This is a genomic window from Micromonospora sp. CNZ286 (genome assembly GCF_014207755.1).
The window spans coordinates 3,951,160-3,976,704 of record NZ_JACHIZ010000001.1; the positions used below are offsets into that span (position 1 = coordinate 3,951,160).

At 74.8% G+C, this 25,545-nt stretch carries 3 protein-coding genes; all 3 read right to left on the bottom strand.

From position 1 onward, the window contains the following. Window positions 1-6 precede the first annotated feature (6 nt). From FHX31_RS17840 to FHX31_RS17850, 3 genes are read right to left on the bottom strand one after another with little or no spacing between them, the layout of a single operon-like run. The gene (locus FHX31_RS17840) at window positions 7-9,504 is read right to left on the bottom strand and encodes a type I polyketide synthase (protein ID WP_184976811.1); all 9,498 of its coding nucleotides are present in this window, start codon (window positions 9,502-9,504) and stop codon (window positions 7-9) included. Window positions 9,505-9,551: 47 nt separating this feature from the next. Beyond that, entirely contained in the window at window positions 9,552-14,546 is a 4,995-nt protein-coding gene (locus FHX31_RS17845; RefSeq protein ID WP_184976812.1) for a type I polyketide synthase, read from the bottom strand. A gap of 36 nt (window positions 14,547-14,582) precedes the next feature. Continuing rightward, window positions 14,583-25,532, bottom strand: coding sequence for a type I polyketide synthase (locus FHX31_RS17850; protein ID WP_184976813.1), 10,950 nt, complete (start codon window positions 25,530-25,532; stop codon window positions 14,583-14,585). Between the last annotated feature and the right edge of the window lie 13 nt (window positions 25,533-25,545).

The following is a 25,545-nucleotide window of genomic DNA, read 5'->3' on the forward strand; positions in this document are numbered from 1 at the left end:
GCCGGGTCACGAGTCGGAGCCTTCCAGGGCCATCCGGACCAGGCCGGCGACGTCGAGTTCGCGGATCTGGGTCTCGGGTGCGGGCGACGTGACCGGGACGGCGGGCGCCACGGGCGGCGTGCCGGCACTCGTACGGGCCAGCTGGAGCAGCTGGTCGAGCAGGCCCGCCTGCCGCAGCTCGTCGAGCGGGATCGCGGCGAGGGCCCGGCGCACCGACTCCTCGTCGCCGCCGTCGCCGTCGTCCCCCTCGCCGTCAGCGAAGAGCTGCTCGTACAGGTGGCCGGCCAGGCCGTCCGGGGTGGGGTAGTCGAAGACGACGGTGGTGGGCAGGTCGTGCCCGGTCGCCGCGGTGAGCAGGTTGCGCAGTTCCACGGCCGTGAGCGAGTCGAAGCCGAGGTCCAGGAAGCCCCGGTCGGTCTCGATCGCGTCGGCGGAGGGGTGGCCGAGCACCTTCGCCGCGTCGACCCGCACCATCTCCAGCAGTGCGGCCCGCCGCTCGTCGTCGGGCAGCGCCCGCAGCCCGGCGAGCAGATCCCGGGAGCCGGGCGCGACCGCGTCCGGCGCCTCGGCGGGGGTGGCGGCCAGTCCGCGTACGGCCGGCAGGTCGGCCAGCAGCGGACTGGGCCGCAGCGAGGTGAACAGCGGCTGGAAGGTGGCCCAGTCGACATCGGCGACTGTGACGCAGCTGTCGCCGGCCGCCAGGGCGTGCCGCAGCCCGGCCATCGCCACACCGGGTGGCATCACCTGCAGCCCACGGCGACGCAGCTGCTCCGCCGCACCCTCGGTGTACATGCCCGACTCGGTCCACGGTCCCCAGGCGATGGAGGTGGCCGCCAGGCCCCGGCCGCGTCGCCGCTCGGCGAGCGCGTCCAGGTAGGCGTTACCGGCCGCGTACGCGCCCTGTCCGCCACTGCCCCACACCGCCGAGATGGACGAGAAGAGCACGAACACGTCCAGTTCGGCGTCGCCGAGCAGCTCGTCGAGGTGTTCGGCGCCGCTGACCTTCGGGGCGATGACGTACGCCAGGTCCTCCAGGGTGGTGTCGGCCAGCGGCACCACCTCGCTGACCCCCGCGGCGTGCACCACCGCGCGCAGCGGCGGCCCCTCCCGCCGGAGATCGGCCAGGAGGTCGGCCACGGCGGCGCGGTCGGCGGCGTCGCAGCGGACCACCCGGCAGTCCACGCCGAGCCCGGCCAGCTCGGAGAGCAGCTCGGCGGCGCCCGGGGTGTCGGTCCCCCGCCGGCTGGTCAGCACCACCCGTTGCGCGCCCTCGGCGGCCACCCAGCGGGCCACGTGCCCACCGAGCGCGCCGGCGCCTCCGGTGATCAGCACCGTGCCCCGGGGCTGCCACGGCGTGAGCTCCCCGTCGGTGGTGGCCGGTACGAGCCGCCGCACCAGCACCCCGGACTCGCGGACTGCGACCTGGTCCTCCACGCCGCCGCCGGTGAGGATGCCGCCGAGACGCATCGCCGTCCACGGCTCCAGGTCGGTGGGCAGGTCGACCAGCCCGGCCCAGCGGGCGGGCTGCTCCAGCGCGGCCACCCGGCCCAGGCCCCACAGCATCGCCTGCCGCGCGTTGGCCGGGGCGTCGCCGTCGCCGAGGCCGACGGCGCCCTGGGTGACGCACCAGAGCCGGACCGAGGCGTCGAGGTCGACGAGCTGCTGGAGCAGGTGCACGGTCGCGGCGAGGCCGCGCGGCAGCGCCGGGTGCTCGGCGTGCGGGGCGTCGTCCAGGCCGAGGAAGGACAGGATCGACAGCGGCCCGTCGCCCGCGCCGAGCGCCTCGGTGAGCACGTCGGCGAACCCGCCGCACAGCTCCTCGGAGTCGGCGGCGGTGTCCACGGGCACGATGCTCACCTCGGCGCCCAGGGCCCAGGTGCAGGAGTGCAGGTCGGGGTCGTCCGCCCGGTCGGCGGGCAGCAGCACCAGCCACCGGCCGGGGTCCTGCTCCTGCGGGGTCTCCGCGATGGGCTCCCAGACCGCCCGGTAACGGGTGCCGTCGACCAGGGCCTGCTCCCGGCCGCGCCGGCGCCACGCCGACAGGGCGGGCAGCACGGTGCCGAACGGCTGGTCGCGGTGCACGTCGAGGTCGCGGGCCAGCGACTCGAGGTCCTCGGCCTCGACCGCGGCCCAGAAGCGGCGCTCGACCTCGGTGGCCTCGTCGGCGGCCACGAGGGCGGCCCAGGGCGGCGGCTCCGGCCAGTAGCGCTGCCGGTCGAACGCGTAGGTGGGCAGCTCGACCCGCTGGGCGCCGGTGCCGGCGTAGAGGACGGACCAGTCCGGGGAGACGCCGTGGGTGTGCAGCGCGGCGAGCGCGCGCAGCAGGGTGGTCGGCTCGGCGCGGTCCCGGCGCAGGGCGGGCACCACCAGTGGGGCCCGGCCGCCGGCCGGGGCCTCGGCCAGGACGGCCTGGGCGAGGGCGGTGAGCACCCCGTCCGGGCCGATCTCGACGTAGCCGGTGACGTTGCGCTCGCGCAGTGCCACGACGGCGTCGGCGAAGCGTACCGCCTCGCGGGCGTGGCGCACCCAGTAGTCGGGCGTGCCGATCTCCGCCGCGTCGACCGGCGCGCCGGTGACGGTGGAGACCATCGGGATGCTCGGAGCCGCGTACCGCAGCCGTCCGGCGACGGCGGCGAGGTCGTCGAGCACCGGATTCATCAGTGGACTGTGGAACGCGTGGCTGACCGTCAGGCGCCGGACCCGGACGCCCCGGCCGGCCCACTCGGAGGCCAGTTCCTCGACGGCGTCGCCGGCCCCGGACACCACGACGGCGGAGGGGCCGTTGACGGCGGCGACGGAGACCCGGTCGGCCCGCTCGCCGAGCGTGGCGGTCACCTCGGCCTCGGTGGTGGCGACGGCGAGCATCGCCCCGCCGGCCGGCAGCGCCTGCATCAGCCGGCCCCGGGCGGCGACCAGCTCGGCGGCGTCGGCCAGGGAGAGCACGCCTGCGGCGTGGGCGGCGGCGATCTCGCCGATCGAGTGCCCGGCGACGGCGTCGGGACAGACCCCCCACGCCTCGAACAGCCGGAACAGCGCCACCTCCACGGCGAACAACGCCGGCTGGGTGAATTCGGTGCGGTCCAGCGCCTCGGCCTCGGGCGTGCCGGGCTCGGCGAAGAGCAGTGGCTTGAGCGGGCGGGGCAGGTGCGCTTCGAGGGCGGCGCAGGCCTCGTCCAGGGCGGCGGCGAAGACGGGGAACGCCTCGGCCAGCTCGCGACCCATCCCGGCCCGCTGGGCGCCCTGCCCCGAGAACAGGTACGCCACCTTCGGCCGGGGCACCGCCACGCCGGTGACCACCAGCGGCGCGTCCTTGCCGGTGCCGAGGGCGCGCAGCCCGGCATCCAGCGCGATCCGGTCGGTGGCCAGCACGACGGCCCGGTGCTCCAGGGCGGCCCGGGCGACGGCCGACGACCAGCCGACGTCGACCGTACGTGGCGCCTCCAGCCCGGTGAGCTGCTCGGACCAGCGCTGCGCCTGGGCGGCCAGCGCGGACGCCGAACGGCCCGACAGCAGCACCGGCACCACCGGCAGCCGCGCCGGGTCACCCGTCGGCTGCTCGGCTTCGACCGGCTCCGGGGCCTGCTCCAGGATGGTGTGCGCGTTGGTGCCGCTGATGCCGAACGAGGAGACGGCGGCGCGGCGCGGGTGGTCGGTGACCGGCCAGGGGCGGCCCTCGCCGAGCAGCTCGACCGCGCCGACGCTCCAGTCCACCTGGTCGGTCGGCTCGTCGACGTGCAGGGTCTGCGGCAGGTAGCCGTGCCGCAGCGCCAGCACCATCTTGATGATCCCGGCGACACCGGCAGCGGCCTGGGTGTGACCGATGTTCGACTTGATCGAGCCGAGCCAGAGCGGCTGCTCGGCGGGCCGCTCCCGGCCGTACGTGGCGAGCAGGGCCTGCGCCTCGATCGGGTCGCCGAGCTTCGTGCCGGTGCCGTGCGCCTCGACGGCGTCCACGTCGGCCGGGGCGAGGCCGGCGTTGGCGAGCGCCTGCCGGATCACCCGCTGCTGCGACGGGCCGTTCGGGGCGGTGAGGCCGTTGGAAGCGCCGTCCTGGTTGACGGCGCTGCCCCGGATGACCGCGAGCACCGGGTGACCGTTGCGGCGGGCGTCGGAGAGCCGCTCGACGAGCAGCAGGCCGAGGCCCTCGCCCCAGCCGGTGCCGTCGGCGGCGGAGGCGAACGCCTTGACCCGGCTGTCCGGAGCGAGGCCCCGCTGCCGGCTGAAGCCGACGAACACCCCGGGGGTGGACATGACGGTGACGCCGCCGACCAGGGCGAGGGAGCACTCCGAGCGGCGCAGCGCCTGGCAGGCCCAGTGCAGCGCGACCAGCGACGACGAGCAGGCGGTGTCCACCGAGACGGCGGGCCCCTCCAGCCCGAGGGTGTACGACACCCGGCCCGAGAGGACGCTGCCGGCATTGCCGGTCATCAGGTGCCCCTCGGCGCCCTCGGCGCTGAACATCAGGTTGCGGTAGTCCTGGTAGTTGGTGCCGACGAAGACGCCGGTGGCGCTGCCGCGCAGCGTGTGCGGGTCGATCCCGGCCCGCTCGATCGCCTCCCAGGACGCCTCCAGCAGCAGTCGCTGCTGCGGGTCCATGGCGAGGGCCTCGCGGGGGCTGATGCCGAAGAAGCCGGCGTCGAAGTCGGTGGCGCCGGTGACGAAGCCACCCTCCCGGGCGTAGCTGGTGCCCTCCTTGTCCGGGTCGGAGTCGAAGAGCCGGTCCAGGTCCCAGCCCCGGTCGGTGGGGAACTCCCCGATGGCGTCGCCGCCGGCGGCGAGGAGCTGCCACAGCTGCTCCGGGGTGTCCGCCCCACCCGGCAGGCGGCAGCTCATCGCCACGATGGCGATCGGGTCGTCGTCCTCGGCCGCGGTGGCCGGGGCGGGGGTGGACACGTCGGGCACGATCCCGGTGAGCAGTTCGCCGAGGTGCGCGGCGAGCACCGTCGGGTTCGGATAGTCGAAGGCGAGCGTCGCGGGCAGCCGCAGGTCGGTGGCGGCGGCCAAGAAGTTGCGCATGTCGACTGCGGTCAGCGAATCCAGGCCGAGGTCGCGGAAGGGCTGGGTGGCCGGGATGTCGTCGGCGGCCCCGTAGCCGAGGGCCGTCGCCGCGCACTGCCGCACCAGCTCCAGCAGTGTCGCGGCGCGCTCCCCCGGCGCGAGCGCGGCGAGCCGCCGGGCGAGGGCCGACGGTACGTCCGTCTCCTCCTCGGCGGCCTCCTGCCCGGCCGGCTGCGTCGCCTCCTGGGCCTCGGCGAGGTCGCCGATCAGCGGGCTGGGCCGCACCAGGGTGAACGCGGGGGCGAAACGGGCCCAGTCGATGTCGGCGACGACTGTGGTGGGCTCGTCGCGGCGCAGCGCCCGGGCGAGGGCCTCGACGGCCAGTTCCGGGTCCATGCCGATCATGCCGCCCCGGCGCAGCCGCTCCTGGGCGCGTTCGTTCTCGGCGGGCAGGCCGGCCCCGCGCCAGGCACCCCAGGCCACCGAGAGGGCGGGCAGTCCCTCGGCCCGGCGCCGCTCGGCGAGGGCGTCGAGGAAGGCGTTGGCCGCCCCGTACGCGCCCTGCCCGGCGTTGCCGGTGGTGCCGGCCACCGAGGAGAAGAGCACGAAGGCGTCCAGGTCGAGGTCGCGGGTCAACTCGTCCAGGTGCAGCGCGGCGACGCACTTCGACGCGGCGACTGTGTGCAGGCGCTGCGCGGTGACGGTGTCGACGATGCCGTCGTCGAGGACGGCGGCGGTGTGCAGCACGGCGCTCAGCGGGGCGTCGGCGGGGACGGCGGCGAGCAGATCGGCCACCTGTGCCCGGTCGGCGACGTCGCAGCGGGCCACTGTGACCCGTACGCCGAGGTCGGTCAGCTCCGCCTCCAGCTCGGCGGCGCCCGGGGCGTCCGGGCCGCGCCGGCTGGCCAGCAGGACGTGCGCGGCGCCGGAGCGGCCGGCCCAGCGGGCCAGATGCCCGCCCAGTCCGCCGGTGCCACCGGTGATCAACACGGTGCCGCGCATCCGCCAGGTGTCGTCCGCGTCGCCGGAGGCGGCCGTCTCGGGTTCGGTGATCCGGGTGAGGCGGCGGACGAAGACGCCGGAGGCGCGGACGGCGAGTTGGTCCTCGCCCCGGCCGGACTGCTCCGCGCCGTCGTCGCCGAAGGCGTCTTCGCCACCGCTGGCGCCGAGCGCCGCGCAGAGCAGCGCGCCGGCCTGCGCGTCGAGCACGTCGGGCAGGTCGAGCAGGCCGCCCCAGCGGGCGGGGTGTTCCAGGGCGACGGCGCGGCCGAGCCCCCAGACGGAGGCGGCGGCGGGGCGTGGCGCCGGGTCGTCGGCGCAGGCCACGACGGCTCCCCGGGTGGCGCACCACAGCGGCGCCTCGACGCCGAGCAGCCCGAGCGCCTGCACCAGCAGGGCGGTGCCCGAGACGGCCAGCGAGGTGGCCGGGTGCTCCGGGTGCGCCCGCTCGTCCAGGCCCAGCAGCGAGAGCACGGCGACGGGTCCGCCGGGGCCGGCGAGCGCGGCGCTGAGCCGCTCGGCCAGCGCCGCCGGATCGCCGGTGGCGTCCAGCTCCACCGGGACGACGTCCGCGCCGAAGTTGCCGAGGGCCGACAGCACGTCGGTGACCAGCGGGTCGTCTTCCAGCGCCGCGGGCACCGGCACGAGCCAGGTGCCGGCGAGCCAGGTCAGCGGCAGGTCGGGCAGGGCTCGCCAGGTGACCCGGTAGCGCCAGCGGTCGATGTCCGGGGCGGCGTCGGCCGCGGCGAGGAAGAGCGGCGGCGCGGGCCAGTACCGGTGGTGGTCGAAGGCGTAGGTGGGCAGGTCGACGGTCGCCGCGGCCGGAAGCACCTTCGTCAGGTCGACGGGCAGGCCGACGGTGTACGCGGTGGCCAGGTTGGTCAGCAACCGGGTCACGTCGTCGTCACCACGACGCAGACTACCGATGGTGTGCCCACTCACACCGGCGTCGTCAAGAATCGCAGTCACCGGCATCGCCAGCACCGGATGCGGACTGATCTCGACGAACGTGGTGTACCCGGCAGCCACAGCCGTCCGCACGGCCGCGTCGAAGAGCACAGTCTGCCGCAGATTGTCGTACCAGTAGTCAGCGGTCATCACCGCCGGGTCGACCCAGTCCCCGGTGAGAGTGGACACGAGCCGGGTATGACCGGCCCGCGGGCTGACACCGGCCAGATCCGCGCGGAGCTGCTCGGCGACCTCCTGCACCGCGGGTGAATGCGACGCGTAGTCCACCGGGATCAACCGGGCACGGACACCCTCGGCCCGGCACGCCTGCACAAGGCCGGCGACACGCTCCGGCGGACCGGACACCACGACGGTGGACGGACCGTTGACCGCCGCGACCCCGACACCCGCAAACGCGGGCAGCCGCTCGGCAACCGCGTCGACCGGCAGGTCCACCGACGCCATCGTCCCCGTACCACGCAGCACGGCCAGAGCACGCGAACGCAACGCCACCGTCCTCGCCGCATCCTCCAGACTCAGAATGCCCGCCACACACGCCGCACCGATCTCACCCTGCGAATGGCCGATCACCACCTCCGGCACCACACCCGCCGCGCGCCACACAGCCGCCAGAGCGACACCGACGGCCCACAGCACCGGCTGCACGACCTCGACCCGCTCCAGCCACGACTCGTCCTCACCCGTGAGCACCGACACGAGATCCACATCGAGATACGGCGCCAGGGCCCGCCGGCACTCGGCCAAACACTCGTCGAACACCGGCACACGACCCACCAGGCCCGCCGCCATCCGCACCGACTGCGCACCCTGACCCGGAAACACGAAAACCGGACCCGCACCCGGACCCGACGCCGCCCCCGCGACCACATTCCCCGCCGGCTCACCGGCAGCGAAAGCGTCCAGCCCAGCGAGCAACCCCTCAGCAGACGACCCGACGACGACCACCCGATGATCGAACGCCGACCGGGTGGTCGCCAACGACCACCCCACCGCCACCGGATCGACCTCACCCCGCTCACGCACGTGCCCCGCGAGCCGGACAACCTGCCCAGCCAACGCAGCCCTCGACCGCGCCGACACCGGCCAGACAACCACATCCGAAGCGACCAGACCGGACCCGGACACGGACTCGACAACACCCGGCTCAACCGGCTCGGTCGGCTGCTCGATGATCACGTGGGCGTTGGTGCCGGAGATGCCGAACGAGGAGACGGCGCCCCGGCGTACCCGGCCCGTCTCGGGCCACGGGCGTGCCTCCGTGGCCAGTTCCACCGCGCCGGCCGCCCAGTCGACGTGCGGAGACGGCGCGTCGACGTGCAGCGTCGCCGGCACGAGGCCGTGCCGGATGGCGAGCACCAGCTTGATCACGCCGGCCACGCCCGCGGCGGCCTGGGCATGGCCGATGTTCGACTTCACCGAGCCGAGCAGCAGTGGCGGGGCCTCGCCACGGTCCTGCCCGTACGTGGCGATGAGCGCCTGCGCCTCGATCGGGTCGCCCAGCTTGGTGCCGGTGCCGTGCGCCTCCACGACGTCGACGTCGGCGGTGGAGAGCCGGGCGGAGGTGAGGGCCTGGCTGATGACCCGCTGCTGCGCCGGCCCGTTGGGCGCGGTCAGCCCGTTCGACGCGCCGTCCTGGTTGACGGCCGTGCCGCGTACCACCGCCAGGACACGGTGGCCGTTGCGGCGGGCGTCCGACAGCCGCTCGACCAGCAGCCAGCCGACCCCCTCGGAGAACCCGGCGCCGTCGGCGGCGGCGGCGAACGACCGGCACCGCCCGTCGGTGGAGAGTGCGCGCTGCCGGCTGGATCCGATGTAGAGGCCCGGAGTGGCCATCACCGTCACCCCGCCGGCAAGCGCCAGGTCGCACTCCCTCGCCCGCAGCGCCTGCACGGCGAGGTGCAGCGCCACCAGAGACGACGAGCAGGCCGTGTCGATGGAGACGGCCGGTCCTTCGAGCCCGAGGGCGTACGACACCCGGCCCGACGCGACGGCCGCCGCGCCCCCGGTCATCGAGTGCCCCTCGTCGCCGTCGGGCGACATCATCAGCAGGGTGCCGTAGTCCTGCCCGTTGGTGCCGACGAACACCCCGGTCCGGCTGCCGCGCAGCGAGGCGGGATCGATACCGGCGGCCTCTACCGCCTCCCAGGAGGTCTCCAGCAGCAGCCGCTGCTGGGGGTCCATGGTCAGCGCCTCGCGGGGCGAGATGCCGAAGAAGGCGGAGTCGAAGTCGCCGGCCCCGTCGACGAACCCGCCCTCCCGGGCGTACGAGGTGCCCGGGTGGTCGGGATCGGGGTGGTAGAGGCGCTCCAGATCCCAGCCCCGGTCGTCGGGGAAGGGCGCGACGGCGTCCCGGCCCTCCCGCAACAGCTCCCACAGGTCGTCGGGGTTGCGCACCCCGCCCGGCAACCGGCAGCTCATCGCCACGATCGCCACCGGCTCCAGTTCCTGGGACTGGGCCTCGCTGAGTCGGCGGCGGGTGTCGTGGAGATCAGCCATGACCCGCTTGAGGTAATCGCGGAGCTTGTCTTCATTGGCCATCGGAGTGCCGCTTCCTCGAAAGAGACGGGAGAGAGCTGGAGCTGGGGTCAGGAGATGCCGAGGTCCTTGTCCACCATCGCGAACAGTTCGTCGTCGGTGGCGTCGTCGAGATGCCGGCCGATGCCGGCGCCGCCGCTGTCCTGGCCGAGCCGGGAGAGCATCGCCTGCAGGCGTACGGTGGCCCGCACCCGGGCCGCCTCGTCCCGCGCGACCACGTCGAGGCCCTCGGCGATCCGGTCCAGATCGTCGAGGAGCGCGTTCGGGGTGACCACGTCGTCATGGGCGACCTCGGCGTAGAGGTACTCCGCCAGGGTCGTCGGGGTCGGGTAGTCGAAGACCAGGGTGACCGGGAGGGCCACGGCGGTGGCCGAGCCGAGCCGGTTACGCAGCTCGACGGCGGTGACGGAGTCGAAGCCCAGCTCCCGGAACGCCCGATGCTCGTCCACCGACTCGGCGGACGGGTAGTTGAGCACGGCGGCGACCTGGCTACGGACCAGGCCGAGCAGCACGGCGAACCGCTCGGTGGCGGGCAGCCCGGCGAGCCGGTCCCGCAACGACTCCGGGCCGTCGCCGACCTCCACACTGGCCACCGCCTCGGCGGCGGCGAGTCGCCGGACGTCCGGCAGGTCGCTGATCAGCGGACCGGGCCGGGTGGCGGTGAACGCGACGGAGAACCGTTCCCAGGCGATGTCGGCGATGGTGAGGAACGCCTCGCCGTGGTCCACGGCCTGGTGCAGCGCGGTGATCGCCGCCTCCGGGGTCATCTCGGGTACACCGTGGCGGTGCAGCAGATCGCCGAGCGGCCCGTCGGCCATACCGCCGCCGGCCCACGCCCCCCAGGCGACGGAGGTGGCGGTGAGACCGAGGCCGCGACGGTGCTGGGCGAGCGCGTCGAGGAACGCGTTGCTCGGGGCGTAGTTGCCGACGCCGGAGCTGGCCACGCTGCCGGCGAAGGACGAGAACATGACGAACGCGGACAGCTCGTGGTCGAGGGTCAGCTCGTGCAGGTTGTACGCGACGTCGACCTTGGCCTGCAGCACCCGTTCGATCTGCTCGGGCCGGATGTCGTTGATCATGGCGTCGTCGAGGACGGCGGAGGCGTGCACGACCACGGTGAGCGGGTGCTCGGCGGGGATCTGGTCGATCAGCTCGGCCAGGGCTTCGCGGTCGGAGGCGTCGCACTCGGCCACGACGGCCTGGGCGCCCAGCGCGGTGAGGTCGTCGACGAGCTGCTGCGCACCGGGTGCGGCCATGCCCCGGCGGCTGACGACGACGATGTTCTCCACACCGCTGCGGGCCAGCCAGCGGGCGGCGTGCCCACCGAGCGCGCCGGTGCCGCCGGTGACGAGCGCCGTGCCGTACGGCTGCCACGGGTTGGCGGGCTGGCTGTCGCCGAGCGGGACGCGGGTGAGCCGGCGGGCGAGCAGGCCAGTCGGCCGTACCGCGATCTGGTCCTCGTCCCCGGCGGTGGTGAGGGCCGCGACGAGCAGGTCGGCGCAGCGGTCCTCGACGGCCTCGGGCAGGTCCACGAGTCCGCCCCAGCGCTGCGGGTGCTCCAGCGCGGCGACCCGGCCGAAGCCCCAGACCAGCGACTGCACCGGGGAGCGCAGCAGGTCGGCCATACCGACGGACGCGGCGCCGGAGGTGACGCTCCACATCGGCGCGCGCAGGCCGATGTCGCCGAGGGCCTGGAAGAGCGCGACGGTGGCGGCGAAGCCGCCGGGCACGGAGGGGTGCAGCGGGTGGGCCAGTTCGTCGAAGGCGAGCAGCGAGACCACGCCGGCGACCTCGGCGGTGGCGTCGCCGCCCGGTGCGGCGGCCAGCGCCTCCCGCAGCAGCTTGCCGAACTGGTCGCGGTCGACGTCGGGCGTGGAGACGGCCACCGGGACGAGGGTCGCGCCGGCCGCCGCGAACGCCTCGACGCAGGCGTCCTGCCATGGCTCGATGATGTCGCCGGTCGGCAGGACCACGACCCAGGTGCCGTCCATGCCCCGGTTGGCGACGCCGGTCAGCGGCTTCCAGGTGTCCTGGTAGCGCCAGCTGTCGATGTCGGCCTGCCGGCGCCGCTGCCGGCGCCAGGAGGCGAGCATCGGCAGGGCCGGCAGCAGCGCGTCGAGGACCTCGTGTGCCGGGGTCTCCTCGGTGGCGATGGTCTCGGCGAGGGCCGTGACGTCCCCGCTCTCGACGGCGGCCCAGAAGCCCGCGTCGCCCGGGTCGCCGCTCATGCCCGACAGCAGGCTCTCCAGGTCGGGCCCGCCGCTGCCGTCGAGCCAGTACCGGTGGTGGTCGAAGGCGTAGGTGGGCAGGTCGACGGTCGCCGCGGCCGGAAGCACCTTCGTCAGGTCGACGGGCAGGCCGACGGTGTACGCGGTGGCCAGGTTGGTCAGCAACCGGGTCACGTCGTCGTCACCACGACGCAGACTACCGATGGTGTGCCCACTCACACCGGCGTCGTCAAGAATCGCAGTCACCGGCATCGCCAGCACCGGATGCGGACTGATCTCGACGAACGTGGTGTACCCGGCAGCCACAGCCGTCCGCACGGCCGCGTCGAAGAGCACAGTCTGCCGCAGATTGTCGTACCAGTAGTCAGCGGTCATCACCGCCGGGTCGACCCAGTCCCCGGTGAGAGTGGACACGAGCCGGGTATGACCGGCCCGCGGACTGACACCGGCCAGATCCGCGCGAAGCTGCTCGGCCACCTGCTGCACGGCCTCGGAGTGCGACGCGTAGTCCACGGGGATCAGCCGGGCGCGGACGCCCTGCGCCTGGCACGCCTGCACGAGGTCGGCCACGGGCTGCGGCGGACCGGACACCACGACGGTGGACGGACCGTTGACCGCCGCGACACCGACACCCGGGAACTCCCCCAGGCGCTCGGCAACCGCGTCGGCCGACAGGTCGATCGACGCCATCGTCCCGGTCCCCCGCAGCACCGTCAGCGCCCGCGACCGCAACGCCACTGCCCTCGCAGCGTCCTCCAGGCTCAGGATCCCGGCGACACAGGCCGCGCCGATCTCGCCCTGCGAGTGACCGATCACCGCGTCCGGGACGACGCCCGCCGCGCGCCACACGGCCGCCAGGGCGATGCCGACGGCCCACAGCACGGGCTGCACGACCTCGACCCGCTCCAGCCACGACTCGTCGTCACCGGTCAACACCGCGATGAGGTCCACGTCGAGGTACGGCGCCAGGGCCCGCTGGCACTCGGCCAGCTTCGCGTCGAACACCGGCGTACGACCGACGAGCCCGGCCGCCATCCGCGCCGACTGCGCCCCCTGACCCGGGAACACGAAGACGGGACCTGCGCCGGCGCTGGTGACCGTACCGGTGACGAGGTTCCCTGCCGGCTGGCCGGCGGCGAGGGCGTCCAGCCCGGCCAGCAGCTCGTCGGCGGTCGACCCGACGACGGCGGCACGGTGGTCGAACGTCGAGCGGGTGGTGGCCAGCGACCAGCCGACCGCCGCCGGATCGATCTCGCCGCGCCTGCGCAGGAAGTCCGCGAGCCGGGCCGCCTGCCCGCCCAGGGCGGTCCTCGACCGGGCCGACACCGGCCAGAGGGTCACGTCCGAGGCGACCAGGTCCGGCCGGCGCGCGGGCTCGACGGCGCCGGTCCCGTCCGCCTGCTCGCCGTCGACGGTCGCCGCCTCGGCGACGCGCGGGCGGTACTCCTCGAGGATGACGTGGGCGTTGGTGCCGCTGACCCCGAAGGAGGAGACGCCGCCGCGGCGGGGGCGGTCCAGCTCCGGCCACGGCTTGGACTCGGTGAGCAGGGAGACCGCCCCGGCCGTCCAGTCCACGTGCGGGGACGGCTCGTCGATGTGCAGGGTCTCCGGCATGACGCCGTTGCGCAGCGCCATCACCATCTTGACCAGACCTGCGACGCCGGCGGCGCTCTGGGTATGGCCGATGTTCGACTTCACCGAGCCCAGCCACAGCGGCCGGTCCGCCGGGCGGTCCTGCCCGTACGTGGCGATGAGCGCCTGCGCCTCGATCGGGTCGCCGAGGGTGGTGCCGGTGCCGTGCGCCTCGACCATGTCGACGTCGGCGGTGGAGAGCCGGGCGTTGGCGAGGGCCTGGCGGATGACCCGCTGCTGGGAGGGGCCGTTGGGGGCGGTGAGCCCGTTGGAGGCGCCGTCCTGGTTGAGGGCGCTGCCCCGGATCACGGCGAGGACCGGGTGGCCGTTGCGTTCGGCGTCGGCCAGCCGCTCCACGACGAGTACGCCGCCGCCCTCGCCCCAGCCGGTGCCGTCCGCGCCGGCCGCGAAGGCCCTGCACCGGCCGTCGACGGACATGCCGCGCTGCCGGGAGAAGACGACGAACACACCGGGGGTGACCATGACTGTGACGCCACCGGCGATGGCCAGGTCGCACTCGCCGCGGCGCAGCGCGTTCACGGCGAGGTGCAGGGCCACCAGCGAGGAGGAGCAGGCGGTGTCCACGGTGACGGCCGGGCCGTTGAGGCCGAGGGTGAACGAGATCCGGCCGGACGCGACGCTTGTGGTGTTGCCGGTGCCGATGTACATGTCGACGCCCTCGGGCACGTGCGGCAGACCCATGCCGTAGTTCGAGGTGCTCAGCCCGACGAAGACACCGGTGGAGCTGCCGCGCAGCGACAGCGGGTCGATGCCGGCCCGCTCGACGGCCTCCCAGGACGTCTCCAGCAACAACCGCTGCTGCGGGTCCATGGCGAGGGCCTCACGCGGGGAGATGCCGAAGAGGGACGGGTCGAAGTCGCCGGCACCGTCGAGGAACCCACCGATGCGGGTGTAGCTCTTACCCGGCTTGTTGGGATCGGGGTCGTAGAGCGCCTCCAGGTCCCACCCCCGGTCGTCGGGGAACTCGGTGAGCGCGTCCCGGCCGTCGGCGACGAGCTCCCACAGGTCCTCCGGCGACCGGACGCCACCGGGGAAGCGGCAGCTCATGGAGACGATGGCCAGCGGCTCCTGATCCCGGGCCTCGACGGTCTGCAGCTTGCGCTTGGTGTCGTGCAGGTCTGCGGTCACCCGCTTGAGGAAGTACCGCAGCTTGTCGTCGCTCATCGGGTGGCCCCTGCCTCGATCCGAAGGTTGGTCATCTCAGGAGATTCCAAACTCTTTGCTGATGAAGTCGAAGATCTCGTCGTCGCTGGCCGAGTCGAGGTCTGGCCGGTCCGGTTCGACGGAGGGCCCGGCCGCAAGGTCGGACGCCTTGGCGAGCAGGTCCTGCATCCGGGCGGTGAACCGGGCGCGGGCCGCCGGGTCGAGCGGGATGGCGGTGAGCAGGCTCTCCACCGTGTCGATGCCCTGGAAGAGCGGTTGGGTGGAGGGCGCCGCGTCGGCGGCGATCTCGCTTGTCAGCTTCTCGGCGAGCGCCGTCGGCGTCGGGTAGTCGAAGACGAGCGTCGCCGGCAGCCGCAGGCCGGACAGGTTGTTGAGCCGGTTGCGCAGGTCGACGGCGGTGAGTGAGTCGAAGCCCAGGTCGGTGAAGAGCCGGTTCGGGTCGACCGCGTCAGGGCCGGCGTGGCCGAGGACGGCGGCGATGTTCGCCCGTACCACGTCGAGCACCACCTTGAGCCGCTCCGGGGCGGCCAGTCCGGCGAGCCGCTGGCCGAGTTGGACCCCGCCGGAGCGGGCACCGGTGGCGTCCACGGAGCGCCGCAGCGGCACCCGGACCAGGGCCCGGAGGATGGGCGCGAGGGTGCCGCCCTCCGCCTGCCCGCGCAGCGTCCCGACGTCCAGGCGCATCGGCAGGACGGCCGCCGCGTCGAGCCGCCACGAGGCGTCGAAGAGATTCAGCGCCTGCTCGGTGGCCAGGCCGGTGGCGCCCTGCTCGGCCATCCGTCGCACGTCGTCGTCGCCGAGGTGACCCGTCATGCCGCTGGCCTGCTCCCACAGGCCCCAGGCGAGCGAGTTGCCGGCGAGCCCACGTGCCCGGCGGTGCGCCGCGAGGGCGTCGAGGAAGGCGTTCGATGCCGCGTAGTTGGACTGGCCGGCGCTGCCCAGCGTGGCCGCCGCCGAGGAGAACAGGACGAAGGCCGCGAGGTTCGCGTCGGCCGTGAGGCGGTGCAGGTGCCAGGCGGCGTCGATCTTCGGCACGGCGACGGCGTCCACCCGGTCGGGGGTCATCGACTCCAGCACGCCGTCGTCGAGGACGCCGGCGGCGTGCACCACGGCGGTGAGCGGGTGCGCCGCGGGCACCCCGGCCAGCAGCGCCGACAGGGCCTCGGGGTCGGCGGCGTCGCAGGCCACGACGGCCACCTCCGTACCGGTGCCGGCGAGTTCGGTGACCAGGTCGCCGATCCCCTCGGCCGCCGCGCCGCGCCGCCCGGCCAGCAGCAGGTGCCGCACGCCGTGGCTGGTGGCGAGGTGGCGGGCCAGGATGCGGCCCAGCACGCCGGTGCCGCCGGTGATCAGCACGGTGCCGGCCGGGTCGATCCCGCCGGGCAGCGGCTCGACGGCGGCCGGAACCCGGCCGAGCCGTGGCGTGCGGACCTGCCCGTCGCGCACGGCGAGCTGCGGCTCGCCGGAGGCGATGGCGGCGGCCACCGCGGCGGCGCTGTCCGGGGCGTCGTCGAGGTCGACGAGCTGGCACCGGCCCGGGTGTTCGAGCTGGGCGGTGCGCAGCAGGCCCCAGACGGGGGCCTGGCGCAGGTTCACCGGCTCCTGCTCCCCTGCCGCGACCGCGTTCCGGGTGACGAGCACCAGCCGCGAGTCGGCGAACCGGTCGTCGGCGAGCCAGGTCCGCAACGCGGCGAGCGTACGGTGCGTGGTCGCCCGCGCCTGTGCGGCGAGCTCCGGGTCCGTCGGGTCCCCGGCGTCGCCGACCGGGACGATCACCGCCTCGGGCGTCGGCTCACCCCCGGCGAGCAGGTCGCCCAGCGAGTCGAGCCCGACGTCGGTACGCACCCGGGCACCGGCCGCCTCGCAGGCGGCGCTGAGCGCCAGGTCGTCGCCGAGCGCCACCCAGCGGGTGGCCGCCGGCACGGGGCCGGTTGGCACCGGCAGCACCGGCCAGTCCACCTGGAACAGCGACTCGTGCCGGCCGGAGCGGGCCGCGCCGAGGGAGTCCCCGGAGACGCGGCGCATGATCAGCGAGTCGACGTGCAGCACCGGGGCGCCGGTGGCGTCGGCCACCTGGAAGGAGACGCCGACCTCGCCGGCCGCGGCGACGCGTACGCGCAGGGCGGTGGCCCCGGCGGCGAGCAGGGAGACCCCGGTCCAGGCGAACGGCAGACGGGGCACGCTGGCGTCGGCGCCGTCGCCCATCCGGCCGAGGAAGCCGCCGATCGACATGGCCTGCAGCGCGCCGTCCAGCAGTGCCGGGTGCACGCCGAAGCGGCCGGCCGTGGCGTGGTGGTCGGCGGGCAGCTCGACCTCGGCGAAGACCTCGTCGTCGCGGGTCCACGCGGCGCGCAGGCCACGGAACGCCGGTCCGTAGCCGAAGACGGTCGCCTCGATACCGGAGTAGAAGTCGTCGGACTCGACGCGTGTCGCGCCGGGCGGCGGCCAGACCCCTAGGTCGAAGGCGGGCGCGGCGTCGGCCGGCTGCGGGCCGAGCAGACCGGTGGCGTGGCAGGTCCAGGCGACGTCGGCGAGGATCTCGTCCGAGCCGTCCCGGTAGGGCCGGGAGTAGAGCTGGACGGTACGCCGCCCGTCGTCGTCCCGGTCGCCGACCGTCAGCTGCACCTGGAGCGCGCCGAGTTCGGGCAGGACGAGCGGGGCGAGCAGGGTCAGCTCCTCCACCGTCGGGCAGCCGGCCTGCTCACCGGCGTACGTGGCCAGCTCGACGAAGGCGGTGCCGGGCAGCAGGATGTTGTCCATCACCCGGTGCTCGCCGAGCCACGGGTGGGTACGCACCGACAGCCGCCCGGTGAAGACCATCCGCTCGCTGTCGGGGAAGGTCAGCGCGGCGCTGAGCAGCGGGTGCCCGGCGTCCTGGAGGCCGGCGGAGGCGACGTCCTGCGCCCGGTGCACCGGCGGCTCGACCCAGTACCGCTGGTGGTCGAAGGCGTACGTGGGCAGTGCGACGGTGCCGGTCTCGGCGAGTACGGCCGTCAGGTCGACGGGCAGACCGACCGTGTGCGCGGTCGCGAGATTCGTCAGCAGCCGCGTCGCGTCGTCGTCACCCCGCCGCAAACTGCCCAGCATGTGCCCGCTCACGCCGGCGTCGTCCAGGATCGCCGTCACCGGCATCGCCAGCACCGGATGCGGGGAAATCTCCACGAACGTGGTGTGCCCGGCGGCGACGGCCACCCGCACCGCCGCGTCGAACTGCACCGTCTGCCGCAGATTGTCGTACCAGTAGTCCGCCGTCATCGACGCCGGGTCCACCCAGTCCCCGGTGAGCGTCGACACGAGGCGGGTGTGGCCCGGCTGCGGCGTCACGTCGGCCAGATCGGCGCGCAACTGCTCCGCGACGTCCTGCACCGCCGCCGAATGCGACGCGTAGTCGACGGGAATCAACCGGGCCCGCGCACCGTCGGCCTGACACGCCTCCACGAGGTCGGCGACCGGCTGCGGCGGACCCGAGACCACGACGGTGGACGGGCCGTTGACCGCCGCGACACCGACGCCCGGGAACGCCGGCAGCCGCTCGGCGACCGCCTCGGCGGACAGGTCGATCGACGCCATCGTGCCGGTGCCCCGCAGGACCGTCAGCGCACGGGAGCGCAGGGCCACGGCCTTCGCCGCATCCTCGATGCTGAGGATGCCGGCCACGCACGCGGCCCCGATCTCGCCCTGCGAGTGACCGATCACCGCCGCCGGGGTGACCCCGGCGTGCTGCCACACCGCCGCCAGAGCCACACCGACGGCCCACAGCACCGGCTGCACCACCTCGACCCGCGCCAACCACGACTCGTCCTCGCCGGTCAACACCGACACGAGATCGACATCGAGGTACGGGGCCAGAGCCCGCTGGCACTCCGCCAGCTGCGCGTCGAACACGGGCGCACGACCGACGAGACCGGCCGCCATCCGCGCCGACTGCGCACCCTGACCCGGGAACACGAACACCGGGCCCGCGCCGTGGGGCGTGGTGGTGTCGGCGACGACGTTGCCGGCCGGCGTCCCGGACACCACCGCGTCCAGCCCCGCCAGCAACTCCTCCGTGCCCGACCCGACGACAGCGGCACGGTGACCGAACGCCGACCGGGTCGTAGCCAGGGACCAGCCCACCGCCGCCGCGTCGATGTCGCCGCGCTCACGCACGTACTCCGCGAGACGGGCCGCCTGGCCGGCCAGGGCGCCCTTCGACCGTCCCGACAGCGGCCACAGCACCGCGTCGGAGGCCACGAGCCCGGGGCCGGGCTCGGCCGGTGCCACGGACAGTTCGTCGGCCTGCTCGATGATGACGTGGGCGTTGGTGCCGGAGATGCCGAACGACGACACCGCCGCCCGGCGCGGCCGGTCCACCGCCGGCCAGGGCCGCGACTGCGTCGCCAGCTCCACCGCGCCGGAGGTCCAGTCGATGTGCGGGGACGGCTCGTCCACGTGCAGCGTCGCCGGGACGAGGCCGTGCCGGATGGCCTGCACCATCTTGATCACGCCGGCCACACCGGCGGCGGCCTGGGCGTGGCCGATGTTCGACTTGATCGAGCCGAGCAGCAGGGGCCGGTCGGCGGGCCGCTCCCGCCCGTACGTGGCGAGCAGGGCCTGGGCCTCGATCGGGTCGCCGAGGGTGGTGCCCGTGCCGTGCGCCTCGACCACGTCCACGTCGGCCGTGGTGAGGCGGGCCGACGCCAGCGCCTGCCGGATCACCCGCTGCTGCGAGGGGCCGTTCGGGGCGGTCAGCCCGTTGGAGGCGCCGTCGGAGTTGATCGCCGAGCCGCGCACCACCGCGTAGACGGTGCGGCCCTGCCGGCGGGCGTCGGAGAGCCGCTGCACGAGCAGCATGCCGACGCCCTCGGACCAGCCGGTGCCGTCGGCGGACGCGGCGAACGACTTGCACCGGCCGTCGGCGGCCAGGCCGCGCTGCCGGGAGAACTCGACGAAGGCGGTCGGGGTGGCCATCACCATGACACCGCCGGCGAGGGCCATGTCGCACTCGCCGCGCCGCAGCGCCTGGCCGGCCCAGTGCAGCGCCACCAGCGACGACGAGCAGGCCGTGTCCAGCGACACCGCCGGCCCCTCCAGCCCGAACGTGTAGGCGACCCGGCCGGAGATGACGCTGCTGGTCATCCCGGTCAGCATGTAGCCCTCGGCGGCCTCCGGCGAGTACGCGAGCAGCGAGCCGTAGTCCTGGCCGCTGGTGCCGACGAAGACGCCGGTGCTGCTGCCCCGTACGTCGGTGGGGTCGATGCCGGCGGACTCGAAGGACTCCCAGGTGGTCTCCAGCAGCAGTCGCTGCTGCGGGTCCATGGCCAGGGCCTCGCGGGGCGAGATGCCGAAGAAGTTGGGGTCGAACCTGTCGACGCCGCTGAGGAAGCCGCCGCCGCGGGCGTAGAAGGTGCCGGGGGCGTCGGGGTCGGGGCTGTAGAGGCTGTCGAGGTCCCAGCCACGGTCGGTGGGCAGGTCGCTGATCGCGTCCACGCCGTCGACCACCAGCCGCCACAGGTCGTCGGGCGACCACACGCCGCCGGGCAGCCGGCAGGCCATGCCGATGATCGCGAGGGGCTCGTCGTCGCCGACCGACACGGCGGTCGTCGTGGGTCGCACGGGAACCGGGGTGCCGGCGATCTCCGTACCCAGGAAGGCCGCCAGGTCGTGCGGGGTCGGGTAGTCGAAGACGAGGGTGGCCGGCAGCCGCATCCCGAAGGCGTTGTTGAGCCGGTTGCGCATCTCGACGGCGGTGAGCGAGTCGAAGCCGAACTCGCTGAACGCCCGGCGCGGCTCGATGGCCGCCGGGTCGGGGTAGCCGAGCACGGCGGCGGCCTGGCCCCGGACGATCTCGACCAGCGCGGCGGCCCGCTCGGCGTCGCCGAGCCCGGCGAGCTGCTGCACCAGCGACGCGCCGGTGCTGGCCGCGGCGGCGCGGGCGGGCGTGCGGATCAGCGCCCGGTACAGCGGCGGGATGCTTCCGCCGGCGAACTGCACCTTCATCGCGGCGAGGTCCAGCCGGGCCGGGACGAGCGCGGCGTCGGTGGTGCGGCAGGCCGCGTCGAAGAGGGCGAGCCCCTCCTCGGCCTCCATGGCGGCGACGCCGGAGCGGGAGATCCGGTTGAGGTGGACGTCGTCCAGCTCGGTGGTCATGCCGCTGCGGTCGGCCCAGAGGCCCCAGGCGAGGGTGAGGGCGGCGAGGCCGCGCGCCTTGCGGTGCTGGGCCAGCCCGTCGAGGAACGCGTTGGCGGCGGCGTAGTTGCCCTGGCCCGGGCCACCGGCGGTGGCGGCCAGCGAGGAGTACGAGACGAACGCCTTCAGGTCGAGGTCGGCGGTCAGCTCGTGCAGGTGCCAGGCGGCGTCGACCTTGGGCCGCAGCACGCCGTCCATCCGCTCGGGGGTGAGCGAGGAGATGACGCCGTCGTCGCGGACGCCGGCGGCGTGGATGACGGCGGTCAGCGGGTGCTCCGCCGGGATGCCGGCCAGCAGCTCGGCCACGGAGCCACGGTCGGCGACGTCGCAGGCGGCGACGGTGACGCTCACGCCGAGCGCCTCCAACTCGGCGCAGAGCTCCGCGACGCCCCCGGCGGCGCGGCCGCGCCGGCTGGTGAGGATCAGGTGCCGGACGTCGTACGTGCTGACCAGGTGCCGGCTCATCAGCCGGCCGAGGGTGCCGGTGGCGCCGGTGATCAGGACGGTGCCGTCGGAGTCGAACGGGGCTGCCGGCGGCTCGGTCGGGGCGGGAACCCGGGTGAGCCGGGCGCCGGCGGCGACGCCCGCGCGGATCACGACCTGCGGCTCGTCGGTCGCGACGGCCGGGACGAGCGCGGCGGCGCAGCCGGCCACGTCGTCGACGTCCACCAGCACGAACCGGTCGGGGTTCTCCGACTGGGCGGAGCGCAGCAGGCCGATCACGGCGGCGCCGGCCAGGTCCGTCAGGTCGGTGTCCCGGTCGATGGCGACCGCGCCCGAGGTCAGCACCACCAGTCGGGACACCGCGTAGCGCTCCTCGGCGAGGAACTGCTGGAGCACGGCGAGCACCCGGTGGGTCGCCTCGGCGACGGCGCGCGGCACGTCCGCCGACGCGGGCGGGTCGAGCAACGGCAGGACCAGCACGCCGGGCGCGTCCGTCCCGCCGTCCATCGCCGTGGCCAGGGCCGCCAGGTCGGGGTACGCCGCCACGGCCGTGCCGGTGGCGGCGACCGCGTCGGTGAGCGCCGCGGCGTCGCCGAGCACCGCCCAGTCGACCGGGGCCGGGCCGGCGGGAAGCGCGAGCGGGGCCCACTCGACCCGGAACAGCGACTCGGTGCCGCCGCCGGAGGCGGTGCGGAGCTGGTCGGCGGAGACCGGCCGCAGGACGAGGGAGCCGACGGAGATGACCGGCGCGCCGGTGACGTCGGTGAGCAGCAGCGAGATGCTGTCGGGGCCGGTGTGCGAGACCCGGACGCGGGCCGCCGCGGCCCCGGCGCCGTGCAGGGCGACGTCGTTCCAGGAGAACGGCAGGCGGCCGAATCCGGGGGGCATGCCCGCCCCGGAGGGCTCCCCGGCCGGCGTGGTCAGGCCGAGGGTGTGCAGCGCCGCGTCGAGCAGGGCCGGGTGCAGGCCGTACCCGGCGGCCTCGGCGGCGGGGGCCTCGGGCAGCGCCAGCTCGGCGAAGAGGTCGTCGCCGCGCCGCCAGGCGGAGCGCAGGGCGATGAACGACGGGCCGTAGTCGTAGCCCTGGGCGGCGAGGTTCAGGTAGAGGTCGTCGGTGCCGACCTCGGTCGCGCCCGGCGGCGGCCAGGTGGTCAGGTCGGACCAGCCGGCGGGACCGCTCGGCACGGCCGGGCCGCTGGCCAGCACGCCGCTGGCATTGCGGGTCCAGGCCCGCTCACCCGTGCCCTCGGTCGGCTCGCCGTCCTGCGCGGAGTGCAGCGACACGGAACGGCACCCGGTCTCGTCCGCCGGGCCGATCCAGAGCTGGATGTCCACGCCCCCGGTCTCGGGCAGGATCAGCGGCGACTCCAGGGTCAGTTCGCGGACGTGGTCCGCGCCGACGTGCGCGCCCGCCTGGAGGGCGAGTTCGACGAAACCCGTGCCGGGCAGCAGCACGGTGTCGAAGACGACGTGGTCGCAGATCCACGGGTGGGTACGCCGGGCCAGCCGACCGGTGAAGAGGAAGCCCTCGGCGTGCGCGACGCCGACGGCGGCTCCGAGCAGGGGGTGTTGCGCGGGGCGCAGGCCGACCGCGGTGACGTCGCCGGTCCACCCGGCGCCCGCCTCGGGCCAGTAGCGCTGGTGCTGGAAGGCGTACGTGGGCAGGTCCACCCGCCGGGCGCCGGTGTCGGCGAACCACTGCAGCCAGTCGACTGCAACCCCGTGCACGTGCAGCTCGGCCAACCCGGCCAACAGCCCGTGCACCTCGGGCCGGTCCTTGCGCTGCGCGGCGACGGCCAGCACGACGTCGTCGCCGGGCGGGATCTCGCCGACCATCGCGGTCAGGACGCTGCGCGGCCCGACCTCCAGGAACGTGTCCGCCCCGGCGGCGCGCAGCGCGGCGACCCCGTCGGCGAAGCGGACGGCCTCGCGGACGTGGCGCACCCAGTAGTCGGGCGTGCGGATCTCGTCGGCGTCGGCCAGCGCACCGGTCACGTTCGACACCACCGGCAGCGACGGCGCGGAGAACGTCAACCCGTCGAGGACGGCGCGGAACTCGGCGAGCATCGGCTCCATCAGCGGACTGTGGAACGCGTGGCTGACGGTCAGCCGGCGCGTACGCACGCCCCGCTCACGCCAGACCCGCTCCACCTCGTCGAGGGCGTCGACGGCACCGGAGACCACGACCGAGGTCGGCCCGTTGACGGCCGCGATCCCGACCCGGTCGGTCGAGCCGGCGATCGACTCGACCACAGCCACCTCGTCGGCGGCCACCGCGAGCATGCCGCCACCGGCCGGCAGGGCCTGCATCAGCCGGCCCCGCGCCGCCACCAGCGCACACGCGTCGGCCAGCGACAGCACCCCCGCCACGTACGCGGCCGTCACCTCACCGATCGAGTGACCGCCCACGAACTCCGGCGCGATGCCGAACGACTCGACGAGGCGGAACAGCGCCACCTCGACGGCGAACAGGCCCGCCTGCGTGAACACCGTCTGGTCCAGCAGGGCCGCCTCGGCGGAACCCTCCAGCGCGAACAGCACCTCCCGCAGCGGACGCGGCAGCAGCGCGTCCAGGTACACGCACACCTCGTCCAGCGTGGCGGCGAACACCGGGAAGCCCACGTACAGCTCCCGGCCCATGCCGGCGCGCTGCGCGCCCTGGCCGGAGAAGAGCACCGCGAGCGAGCCCCGGCCGCCGGCCTGCCCGGCGACGACCGCGCCGGACGGCTGACCGGCGGCGAGGGCGCGCAGCCCGGCCAGCAGGTCCTCGCGGCCGGTCGCGTGGACCACGGCGCGGTGGTCCAGGCTGGACCGGGACGTCACCGACGAGAAACCCAGATCGAGGGGCCGCAGGGTCTCGTCGGCGGCGATCCGGGCCGCCCAGCGGGCCGCCTGCGCGGCGAGGCCGGCAGCGTCCCGGGCCGACACCGGCACCGGTACGACCGGCCGCTCGACCACCGGCGCGGCGGCCGACGGGGCCGGCTGCGGTGCCGGGGCCTGCTCCAGGATGGTGTGCGCGTTGGTGCCGGACACCCCGAACGAGGAGACCGCCGAGCGGCGCGGCCGGTCCACCGCCGGCCACGGCGTCGCCTCGGTCACCAGCGAGACGTCGCCGGCCGACCAGTCGACCTCGGGCGTCGGCTCGTCGACGTGCAGGGTGGGCGGTACGACGCCGTGCCGCATCGCCATGACCATCTTGATGACGCCGGCCACCCCGGCGGCCGCCTGCGCGTGGCCGATGTTCGACTTGACCGAGCCGAGCAGCAGCGGCGCGGAGTCCCCCCGCTCCTGTCCGTACGTGGCCAGCAGCGCCTGCGCCTCGATCGGGTCGCCGAGACGGGTGCCGGTGCCGTGCGCCTCCACCACGTCCACGCCGCCGGCGGCGAGGCCGGCGTTGGCCAGGGCCTGCTGGATCACCCGCTGCTGCGACGGTCCGTTCGGGGCGCTCAGCCCGTTGGAGGCGCCGTCCTGGTTCACCGCGCTGCCCCGTACCACGGCGAGGATGGGGTGACCGTTGCGCTGCGCGTCCGAGAGCCGTTCCAGCACCAGGACGCCGACGCCCTCGGACCAGCCGGTCCCGTCGGCGGCGGCGGCGAACGCCTTGCACCGGCCGTCGGCGGCGAGGCCGCGCTGCCGGGAGAACTCGACGAAGGCGGCCGGGGTGCACATGGCGGTGACGCCGGCGACGATGGCCAAAGTGCACTCCTGCTGCCGCAGCGCCTGGCCTGCGAGGTGCAGGGCGACCAGGGAGGACGAGCAGGCGGTGTCGATGGTGACGGCCGGCCCCTCCAGCCCGAAGGTGTACGCGATCCGGCCGGAGACCACGCTGCCGGCGTTGCCGGTCATCAGGTGCCCCTCGAGGCCCTGCGCGGCACCCATCAGCACGGTGCCGTAGTCCTGGCCGGTGCTGCCGGCGAAGACGCCGGTGCGGCTGCCGCGCAGCGAGTGCGGGTCGATGCCGGCCCGCTCCAGGGCCTCCCACGAGGTCTCCAGCAGCCAGCGCTGCTGCGGGTCCATCGCCAGCGCCTCCCGGGGGGAGATCGCGAAGAAGCCCGGGTCGAAGTCGGCCAGGTCGTGGACGAAGCCGCCCTGCCGTGTGTACGACGTGCCAGCCTGCTCGGGGTCGCTGTCGTAGAGCGACCCGAGGTCCCAGCCGCGGTCGGTCGGGAAGTCGGAGACCACGTCCCGGCCGGACGCGACCACCTCCCACAGGTCCTCGGGCGAGCGCACCCCGCCCGGGAAGCGGCAGCTCATGGAGACGATGGCGACCGGTTCCTGTTCACCGGCTTCCACCTCGCGCAGGCGCTGGCGCACCTGGTGCAGGTCAGCGGTGACCCGCTTGAGGTAGTCGAGAAGCTTCGCCTCGTCAGCCATGGACCGCGCACTC

Excerpts from the sequence above, each read along its gene's own strand:
- FHX31_RS17845 (WP_184976812.1), bottom strand. The coding sequence starts at position 14,546 with ATGAGCGACGACAAGCTGCGGTACTTCCTCAAGCGGGTGACCGCAGAC.
- FHX31_RS17840 (WP_184976811.1), bottom strand. The coding sequence starts at position 9,504 with ATGGCCAATGAAGACAAGCTCCGCGATTACCTCAAGCGGGTCATGGCT.
- FHX31_RS17850 (WP_184976813.1), bottom strand. The coding sequence starts at position 25,532 with ATGGCTGACGAGGCGAAGCTTCTCGACTACCTCAAGCGGGTCACCGCT.